The organism is Sphingobacterium sp. NPDC055346, from assembly GCF_053645235.1.
In genome coordinates this window covers 345,367-354,924 of the sequence record NZ_JBSHMI010000006.1, presented here as the reverse complement: position 1 = coordinate 354,924, position 9,558 = coordinate 345,367, and the positions used below count along the sequence as shown (strand labels likewise).

Genomic DNA, 9,558 nt, shown 5'->3' with positions numbered 1-9,558 from the left:
TACCATGGCGGTTGTATGATTTTAGCGAATTAAATATAGCAATCCCTGCTATATTAAACCACCGCCATTTTTTTCTTATTTAGGACGCTTCTGAAATCAAGACGAAATCATTCTTAATAATGTTTTTCGCAGCACACATTTAATAACTTTTTTAATTAATACGGACGTTTATGGTATCGAACGAGGAATATTGGGATATGACTTTGACTATTCACAATCTCCATACACTTAAGACTGAAAGGATAATTTGCATTGATGGTTTTCAATTTTTGCTGGTTGATTATTGAATAAACCGTTCACCTGTACAGCTGATATTTGAAAACAAAAAAGTTCGCCTAAGCGAACTTTATAAACTTTTTATTTTTATTAAGAAAATATTGGAATTCAGAAAATTCTAGCAAAACTTCATTTTTACCAGAAATGAATACAGCGCATTAAAACATATATAGTGATTGATTTAATTAGAGGCTTCTACCACAATCTTCGTTACACTAATTTCATTATTCCAACCGCCATCGATGGGCAATTCCTTTCCATCCATCCAGTACGTATCAAAATGATTTCCTGACTCAGGTGAATAGGCACCTATAAACACTCGGTCATTCTTCACATATAGATCATCGATAATTTTATTCTGTTTGATTTCTTGATGGATTTTCCCATTTTTCCAAACCACGATCTCACCTTGATCATCTAACCTAAAACTTGCAGCGATATAGGTGTTCGCTCCTTCGACAAAGAACTTGACACCGCTGATGCTTCCTATCTCCCTATCTGATTTTAATTTGATGGACTGAAAGACCTTATTGTTTTTATAAATTAATAAGGATGGCAAATCGGTCCCTCTATTAGATATTATAGTGGTAAACAAATATATATCTTGCTGATTAAAACCGATATCTGAAATCATTTCAGGAGATTTCCGTTCTGTATAGATCTTACCATTTTTCCAAACGAGGGATATACTACTTCTTTGAATGACATATACATCATTATTTATACCGGTAACCTTTTCAATAATTGGTTTTTTACCATCTTTCTTTTCCAGATCATAAAGCTTTCCATTTTTCAGGATATCGATAGAATGTACCTTCCCATTTTGGTACCAAGTCCTTTTGACATAAACATCCTTGGCATCCGATACAAATATTTGGTTGCCTGCAGAAAAGGTATTTTGCTCAATGACATTCTTCTTCCCATTCAACCAATACATCGGTATCCGAGAGCTAACATCATCTCCAACCCTCCCTTCATACCCAACAGCATATAAATCCGTTCCTTTTAGATAGGCACTCAGCACAACTCCGCCATTCTCAGCTCCTTCTAAATAACTGATTTTTCCGTTATGCCAATATGCCGGTCTTGAACCTAATGCATCCCCTTCTTTTGTGGTATGGCCAAACATATAAATCTTCATGCCATCATAAGCAGGATCATAACTCTCAGGAGAATCACCCCCATCCTCTTTTTTGTCCTTTTTACATGAACTTAAAGTGAACAGGACCGTTCCGATCAGAATAAACAGGGAATAAAATGTAAAATTGTGTCTTTTCATAGTTTGAGCTTCAAATATTGGAAGCTGCTATCCTGAGATAGGAACCTTCCATAAACATTCAAATGAACACAAATATGGCCAGGATTTATCACAAACAATAAAACCTGGGTGGCGAAATTATATAAATTGACCAGTTAACGGATCAAAAGCGCCGCTTAAAAAACTTGTTTCACCATTTTATGGCTGTACAAAAACAATAAGCTACCCATTTAGCCGCTCCAGCATCTTTAAGCGTACTTCAGTCTGATGATGGATTAATTTATCATAATCTGAGGCCTTATCTGTAAGCTTAATGGTAACTACGAAAAGCTCGATTGAAAGAAAAAAGAAAAAGAACAGTAGATAGACTATCAATCCAATTTTTGAACTGGTAATAACCTCGTGCAGAATATTCAGTTCATCAATAAATCCTGAGGATTTCCTCAGGTCTTTTTCCTTATTGGCCTTGATGGAATCCAAGGAGCCAAGGGTCTTGAATTTCTGACCATTCAACAGGTTGATCTGTTCATTGATTTGCTCCAACTCCCTTTTCTTAGGGTTTTCATTGACCATTTTATTGGTTGAATTCGTACTGTTGATCCGGTTTCCTTGATTGTCCCGGGTGACAGAGGTATTGGTATAGGAAGTTACGATCACTGGATTTTTCTGCAAGTCATCAGAAACTACCTTTTGCCTAGCTTCCAATTGTTCAATGCTCGCATCTATGCTTTTTACCTGCTCATCGATGTCTTTCTCCGAATTATTAATGGCGATTTTTACGCGATCTTCCATGACCTGGGTTTTCTTCAACTCAATATCATCCTTAAAGATTATTTGGTCCAAGATAAATGAACCCAGTATGGCCATGACCAAAGCAAGACCAACACGAAAGGTCACGGACCATTTATTGACTTTTGTAGAAAGTATAATGATCCTTTCAATCTGTATCACAACAAATGCAGCAATGACGGATGCAAGAATTCCACCCACTACACCGACATGCAAGTAACGAACGGCAAATGAGTAGGCAATGAACATCCATACCAGGACGATCAACAATACTGCAGAGGTGAATTTCTTTACCGCCTTTGAGCTCTGCTCACTGGAATGTTGGACTAGGTAATAGTTATAACCCGTCAAAAAACATCCAAACTTAAGCCAGGGATTCTTTTTCATGTTAAAACTCTTTAGCTAGTAAAGTCCTTTGGGTTATGGAAGCCAATCCTTTGGTAAAACCTCTTTTATAGGCCAAGATCGCTCTTTCAAATAAGCCAGAGTCGGTCTTAAGCGACTCTTCAATATCGCCCACCTTTCGCATATGGTTTTCGAGGTCCTCCTTTTTGGAATTCAGCTCCTCTACTAAATCCACTAAACCGGATCTTTTTCGGGAATTGATATGGAATTCCAGTTCTTTCAGGAAGGAATCATGATAAGTCTTGACCTTTGAAATGATGATTTCTAGATCAAACTTGATCAGCCTTAGATTATCTTCTTTATATTTTTCATCTGGACTTGTCAATGCATCATTAAAACCTTTGGACTCAAAATCGGACTGTAGATAGGCATAAATGGTGTTGATACCTGTGAATGAACTTACTGGAGAAGTCCAATCTTGATTAATGTCCTTTTCCACGAAGATATCCTCCGGAATTGGTGGCAGATGACCATTGAGCAAAGCATCTTCAGGTGAACTTTCGGATTGTTTTTTCTTAAAAAAATTAAATAGACCCATTAGATTAAATGTATTTGGTTGGTATTTTATATTTACGGTGCCCACGTTTATGGCACAGCGCACAAAGTGTGATCAGTAGATTACTTGGATAGTCCCAAGGCTCCTTGAATTGGTTGAGCCGATTGATGAAATGATATTGGCGGTGATGGACCTGCAATTGATGAACATCCTGACAGATGACACACTTATTATTGTCCCTTTCCAGAATTGCCTTCCGCTTCTGTTTCCACCTGATATCAAACAATGAGGCGCCATAAGTACCGTGTGTATCTGGAGTATTCATCGAGAAATAAATTAATAATTGACTGTGTTACTAATTAGTTGGGACTAAAGTAAGAAGACTTCTCTAATATTTTTTTGCCATGGATTAAAATTCAACCTTTTGAATGGAATAAATAAATATTTGTAGTCAATCCATTATTTTTTCAGAAAATACTGAATTTCAATTCATTTTCTTTGTAACTTAATCTATTCTTAATAGATATTACTTAAAATTGATAAGAAAAATTATCAATCCTTACTTGCATTTCACCACTAACTTTGCGTTTCACCCTCTTTTGTCGAAACCTCCTGTAGATTATTAGGATCAATCAGGAACTGTAAATGCCCATCCCAATAAATTCTCGTGTTACCATTGAAGCTTTAGAGAAGAACAATCCCTTATTCTATTTACTTAAATAATATAGTCATGGAATTATTAGAAAAAATTCTAAGTCTCGATCCGAATTATTTAATAATCGGATTACTTGTCCTTTTTTTTACGTTAGAACAGATCAGTTCTAACCCATTTGCTTTCAAAAAAAGAGGCGAACACCTTGTCCAGAACATTCTATTCCAACTCCTATTGACCTTGATGAATATCTTTTTCGTAGTCATTCAGGTCTATTGCATAGAATGGCTAAACGAAAACAAAATAGGACTTCTCTACCTTGCAGAGCTTCCTTTCTGGACAAAGCTGATCCTGAGCGTCATGCTTTATGATTTTTCAACCTATTGGATCCACCGAGCTGCACATAAAGTCCCTCTACTGTGGCGCTTGCACCGGGTACACCATAGCGACACCAGCATGGATTCATCCAGTAGTTTCCGCTTTCACCCGCTCGAAATGATCCTCGTCTATGAAACTGGAAACATCCTTTCAGCTGCAGTATTCGGCACCGATGTCATCGCTTTGGGCCTTTATTACTTTATTCTCTATATCTTCCTGTTCATGGAACATTCCAACCTACGCTTCCCAAATTGGCTCAACAGATCTTTCGGATTGATATTCGTCATGCCCGATCATCATCGCGTACATCATGACCAAAACCAATTTTATACCGACAGCAATTTTGCCGATATATTCATTCTTTGGGACCGAATATTCGGCACATTCAAGACTCTTCCACTCAACAAGATGAAATATGGCCTAATTGAATTTGACAGCGAAGAAAAACAAAGCTTTCTTTACCTCATGAAGAGTCCCTTCATCAATATCAAGAGAGTCAAAGGAGATCGATGACGTTGCTAAATTTTCCAAACACTATCCGAATAAGATCACAACAAAAGATTAAAGATAGACCTAATATTAATTGGGTCTATTCTTTTTTGTTTCAAATTTACCCTGTCTTAAATCGCAGGTATAAAAGGCTAGACTATTCAACTTCGTTCCCTTTCTTGAATTATTTTCATTTACCATCAGACATCAAGAAAATAACCGGTCTACATTTTTCTGTAACTAGAGTAACTAACTTTTACTTTTTATTTCAGCATTTTTGATTTGACAACGATAAAGATCAATGGGAAATATAAAGTTAGGGCTAAAAGAAAACTGGCAACAATTCAGCTTATTGATTTTGGTGAATATGATGGTTGGTGGAATGGTTGGTCTAGAGCGAACGGTTGTTCCCTTGGTAGGGACATCGGTTTTTAAGATTCAATCGGATGTTGTGGTGTTCTCCTTTATTATTGCCTTTGCTGTTGTCAAAGCGTTTACCAACCTAATTTCTGGCGTTTTAGCGGATAGATTTACCCGTAAGAAGGTATTGATCTGGGGCTGGATAATTGGACTACCTGTTCCTTTTTTGCTTGCTTTTGGACCTTCCTGGAACTGGATCTTGTTTGCCAATGTTTTATTGGGCATGAGCCAAGGTTTGGCTTGGTCCATGACGGTCAACATGAAAATCGATCTTGTGGGCAAGAAAAGTCGAGGTCTGGCCATGGGCTTGAATGAGGCTGCCGGATATGGAGCTGTAGGATTGACCGCACTATTGACAGGTTACATAGCATCAGAATATGGACTTAGGCCTCAACCCTTTTATATCGGAATTGCTTACACCATAATCGGAATGCTACTTTCCATATTCGTCATACGCGACACGAGGAAATTTGCTCAATTAGAAGCGCAAGCCATCCCCACTCGGTTTTCTAGTGAAAAGACTCCTAAACCAACTCTTGGTTGGGTATTTAAGGAGACCTCATTTCGGAACAAGAATTTATTCTCTGTTTCGCAAGCGGGATTGATCAACAACTTGAATGATGGGATGTCCTGGGGAGTTTTCCCCTTACTCTTCATGTCTATGGGCGTTGGGCTAGAGGGTGTAGGTTGGATCAAGGCTATCTACCCAGTAGTATGGGGTCTAGGACAAATCATCACCGGTCCTTTAGCAGATAAATGGGGCCGCAAACCACTGATCGTGTGGGGGATGTTTGTTCAAGTCCTTGGCCATATCGTAATCGGCATGGAGTTCCTAGAACCACTGACCTCTGGAATCGTAGGCTCCGTATTTTTAGGGATTGGCACAGCCATGGTATATCCGGCCCTACTAGCTGCAGTGAGCGATGCTGCACATCCAAATTGGAGAGCATCATCTTTAGGTGTGTATCGCTTTTGGAGAGATATGGGCTATGCCATCGGAGCATTAATGGCAGGTATTGTAGGCAATATTTTTGGATTAATGTGGGCAGTGCATATAGCTGGTCTAGTTACGCTGCTTTCTGGCATATGGGTTTGGTTAAGAATGAAAGAAACGAAATAAATAAAATAAAAAAATGCCATTTTTATATTATAAATTGATTCATGCAATCAGGCAAAGAGCTAAAATGAGTAAGGCAAGTTCATATTCCTTTAAAGCACCTCTTGATATCATTGGTATCAATCCATTTGTATTTGTTCCTGAGCCCATTCTCCATGAATTATTCAGGACCCTGAATAGAGAAAAAGGGAATATAGCACTGAAAGTATCCGTAAACCGATCAAAATACCATCCGCAAACACTTTTAAGATACAAGGGAGATTGGAGACTGTACATCAATACCAGCATGCTAAAAGATTCTCCAAAAAGGATTGCAGAAGAACTGACAATCAAGATCAAGTTGGATTTTTCAGACCGAAATGTTGCTATACATCCTAAGCTACAACTGGCACTAGAAGAAAATAAAGATGCCAAAGCCGTCTTTGATGCCATAAGCCCTAGCTTAAGGAAAGAAATTGTGCGATATATCGCTACCCTCAAAACTGAAAACAGCATTGTTCGAAATACCGACAAAGCTATTGCCTTTTTATTGGGAAAGGGCAGTTTTATTGGTCGGAATAAAATATAAAATCGAAGGGATAGTATTAACCTTTCGAAATCTTATCCTTAAATTTTCCCAACTCCGCATCGATTAGCTGTGGCCATGCCTGCAAACCTTCGCGGATAATCTGTTCGCCAAATGTAGCATCTTCATCCTTCGTCACTGCGAGAGCTTGTTTTTGCAATTGTTGAAGATATTCTTGAGTAGGTGGCTCTACATTAGTATTCACGTTGCCATTAACATTTTTATCTTGATTTTCCATATTTAACAGGCTGCAAGAATTAAGCCATGACAGAATTAACTGATATCGATACTAAAATATCTAATTTGTAGAATTTCAATTACATGGAGTTAATCATCAAAATTCTACCTTCATAAAATTTTATTTTATGGGTTATAGAAATGATATTCAGGGGTTAAGGGCCATTGCATTTCTTTTGGTCTTTATATTTCATTTAAACTCAAGTTGGCTTCCCGCAGGATTTCTAGGTGTAGATATTTTCTTTGTGATCAGCGGTTATTTGATCACTTCCATTATCCTTCACAAGAAAGAGAAAAACAAGTTCAGCATCATGGAATTTTATGAAGGTCGATTAAAAAGAATCGCCCCAGCCTATTATTTCCTGCTCATGGTGATTTCCATACTAGGTTTCTTTATCTATTTACCCATGGACCTTGGGCTTTTACGACGTTCATTGATCACGGCAGGTCTGTTTGTTTCGAATTTCTTTTTTGCCACCGGGGACTCCTACTTTGGAGCAAAACAGGCTGAAAACCCACTGTTGCACACCTGGTCCCTAGGTATAGAAATGCAGTTTTATTTCCTCCTGCCGTTTATCTTAATTTTCTTTAAAAAGAAATACCTACCGTATATCCTTGCCGGAATAATTAGCATCATCTTAGCATATTACCAGTATCGATTCATGGCTTTCGGTCAAGAAAGTGGAACCTACTATAGCCTTTTGGCTAGGATTCCAGAGTTTTTGATTGGTGCCTTCATGAGCGTTGTTCTAAGTAACGGTCAGGTAAAGAACAAAAAGTACAGCCTCCCACTAGCCCTTTCTGGAGTTTCATTATTGATCTATGGCTTAATGAGTTTAGATGAGAATTCAGCTTTTCCAGGAATCAATTCATTTCTGCCATGCCTAGGGATTGGCTTGATCCTTATATCAAATGACAATTTTATCACCCGGCTTTTAGCCTCAAAACCCCTGGTCTATATAGGTACGCTATCTTACTCCTTATATCTTTGGCATTGGCCTTTGATGGCATTCCAACGTTATAGAGAAGGTGTTTTTGAAGGTCACCAATTTGACTGGAAAGAAATTTTGACCATCAGCATATTAACTTTTGTGCTGAGTTGGTTATCCTATACCTTTATCGAAAATTCCATCCGCCAAGGAAGCACAAAGAAATTCCTGATTAAATTTGCCTGTATTGTTGTCCCATTTGGAATTGCTACCTATAGTTTACATTGGCTTTCCAAAAAGTTTGAAACACCCTATGAGTTTACCCAGGCATCCTTTGCAACCGGCTCGCATAATGTGGACCATGTCGATACCTTAGGCGATCGAAAAGACAAGAGGCCCCATGTGCTTTTGCTAGGCAACAGCCATGCTAATTCCATCAAACCTTTATTCAATATCCTTGGCGAGAAATTTCATTTTTCCATCAATACTTTGACTTCCGATAGCTTTCCTGCTTTGGAAGGAATCGACAAGAGGGAAATTCCAGAGCGAGAAATGTTGTTTTACAATCTTTCTAGGGCTCTTGTTCCGCATACTAAAGAGCTCATTGCCTCCAGCGAGGTCATCATCATTTCTGCAGATTCATTTGATGAATACCTTAGTGTGACGAAAGCTGTAGACTCCCTGGCAAAGGCCTTGAAACCCAATCAAAAGTTGGTTTTAATCAACTCCTATCCTATTGTAGATCGAAATCCAGTAAGGATAAACCATGGCTTTGTGAAAAATAGCGACTATAAATTTAAAGTAACTCCGAATACCCATAGCTTGCATACCATAGACTCCATCGCACGAGTTAACAAAAACGTACTCATCTGGGATATTTCAAAAGCATCCATATATAATGATGCTCCTTATTACAAAGACACCTTGATATATTATGATGATAGGCATATCAATCGTCGTGGTGCTATATTATTAGAAAAGGAAGTTGAGGATAATTTCAAAAAGAAAATTTTACCGGTCATCCAAAACTAGTTATCTGATATTTCATTAATTTAGGACAATAACCTGAAAATTTATGAAGATGATCGATAAGCTAGCTTGGATCGAAATAAAGAATGGCAAAATCCTTTCGACAAAATCATACGGCAAGGAAAAATATTACATTCCGGGTGGGAAAAGAGAGGATGGTGAATCGGATATTCAAGCGTTGACAAGAGAGATTTCGGAAGAATTACAAGTCCAATTAATTCCAGAAAGCATCCGATACATGGGCACATTTGAGGCACAGGCCGACAGCCATCCTGAAGGGATCCTTGTCAAAATGACTTGCTATAGAGCTGAATATACTGGGGAGTTGAAAGCAAGTGCAGAAATAGAACGGATGGAATGGTTGAATTATTCTGATCTAGATAGTGTCTCTGCCGTGGATAAGATCATCTTTAAACAGTTAAAAGAGCAAGGAGAACTACTATAATTTTATTTCCAAAAAAAAATAAATCCAATTTTTTGTAACCTTTTCGCCGTAGCCTTCCACTAATGTATAAAAT

10 protein-coding genes are annotated in these 9,558 nt (G+C 38.0%); 5 read left to right on the top strand and 5 right to left on the bottom strand.

Annotated features, from left to right (window positions below; genetic code table 11):
- Positions 1 to 457: 457 nt before the first annotated feature.
- The 4 genes from ACWICE_RS14420 to ACWICE_RS14405 all read right to left on the bottom strand — a co-directional run bounded on the left by ACWICE_RS14420 (position 458) and on the right by ACWICE_RS14405 (position 3,549).
- On the bottom strand, positions 458 to 1,555 hold the full coding sequence (locus ACWICE_RS14420; RefSeq protein ID WP_454298653.1) for a hypothetical protein: 1,098 nt from the start codon (positions 1,553 to 1,555) through the stop codon (positions 458 to 460).
- A 201-nt stretch (positions 1,556 to 1,756) separates the two neighbouring features.
- A complete protein-coding gene (locus ACWICE_RS14415) occupies positions 1,757 to 2,710 on the bottom strand; it encodes a DUF4407 domain-containing protein (protein WP_185213841.1) in 954 nt (317 codons plus the stop codon).
- A 1-nt stretch (position 2,711) separates the two neighbouring features.
- Positions 2,712 to 3,266: a hypothetical protein gene (locus tag ACWICE_RS14410; RefSeq protein ID WP_185213840.1), complete on the bottom strand. Its 555-nt coding sequence runs from the start codon at positions 3,264 to 3,266 to the stop codon at positions 2,712 to 2,714.
- 4 nt (positions 3,267 to 3,270) lie between these two features.
- Positions 3,271 to 3,549 carry an HNH endonuclease gene (locus tag ACWICE_RS14405; RefSeq protein ID WP_185213839.1) on the bottom strand — a complete coding sequence of 93 codons (279 nt, stop codon included), beginning with the start codon at positions 3,547 to 3,549 and terminating at the stop codon, positions 3,271 to 3,273.
- A 405-nt stretch (positions 3,550 to 3,954) separates the two neighbouring features.
- Here ACWICE_RS14405 and ACWICE_RS14400 point away from each other — a divergent pair, with 405 nt between their 5' ends.
- The 3 genes from ACWICE_RS14400 to ACWICE_RS14390 all read left to right on the top strand — a co-directional run bounded on the left by ACWICE_RS14400 (position 3,955) and on the right by ACWICE_RS14390 (position 6,848).
- Positions 3,955 to 4,767, top strand: coding sequence for a sterol desaturase family protein (locus ACWICE_RS14400; RefSeq protein WP_185213838.1), 813 nt, complete (start codon positions 3,955 to 3,957; stop codon positions 4,765 to 4,767).
- 277 nt (positions 4,768 to 5,044) lie between these two features.
- On the top strand, positions 5,045 to 6,283 hold the full coding sequence (locus ACWICE_RS14395) for an MFS transporter (protein ID WP_454298652.1): 1,239 nt from the start codon (positions 5,045 to 5,047) through the stop codon (positions 6,281 to 6,283).
- A 64-nt stretch (positions 6,284 to 6,347) separates the two neighbouring features.
- Positions 6,348 to 6,848: a YdeI/OmpD-associated family protein gene (locus tag ACWICE_RS14390; RefSeq protein ID WP_454298651.1), complete on the top strand. Its 501-nt coding sequence runs from the start codon at positions 6,348 to 6,350 to the stop codon at positions 6,846 to 6,848.
- Positions 6,849 to 6,864: 16 nt separating this feature from the next.
- Here ACWICE_RS14390 and ACWICE_RS14385 read toward each other — a convergent pair whose 3' ends face one another.
- Positions 6,865 to 7,083, bottom strand: coding sequence for a hypothetical protein (locus ACWICE_RS14385; RefSeq protein WP_454298650.1), 219 nt, complete (start codon positions 7,081 to 7,083; stop codon positions 6,865 to 6,867).
- A 127-nt stretch (positions 7,084 to 7,210) separates the two neighbouring features.
- Here ACWICE_RS14385 and ACWICE_RS14380 point away from each other — a divergent pair, with 127 nt between their 5' ends.
- Positions 7,211 to 9,043 (top strand): acyltransferase family protein, encoded by a 1,833-nt coding sequence (locus ACWICE_RS14380; protein ID WP_454298649.1) that lies wholly within the window; start codon positions 7,211 to 7,213, stop codon positions 9,041 to 9,043.
- A 43-nt stretch (positions 9,044 to 9,086) separates the two neighbouring features.
- On the top strand, positions 9,087 to 9,485 hold the full coding sequence (locus ACWICE_RS14375; RefSeq protein ID WP_454298648.1) for an NUDIX hydrolase: 399 nt from the start codon (positions 9,087 to 9,089) through the stop codon (positions 9,483 to 9,485).
- The last annotated feature ends 73 nt before the right edge of the window (positions 9,486 to 9,558 follow it).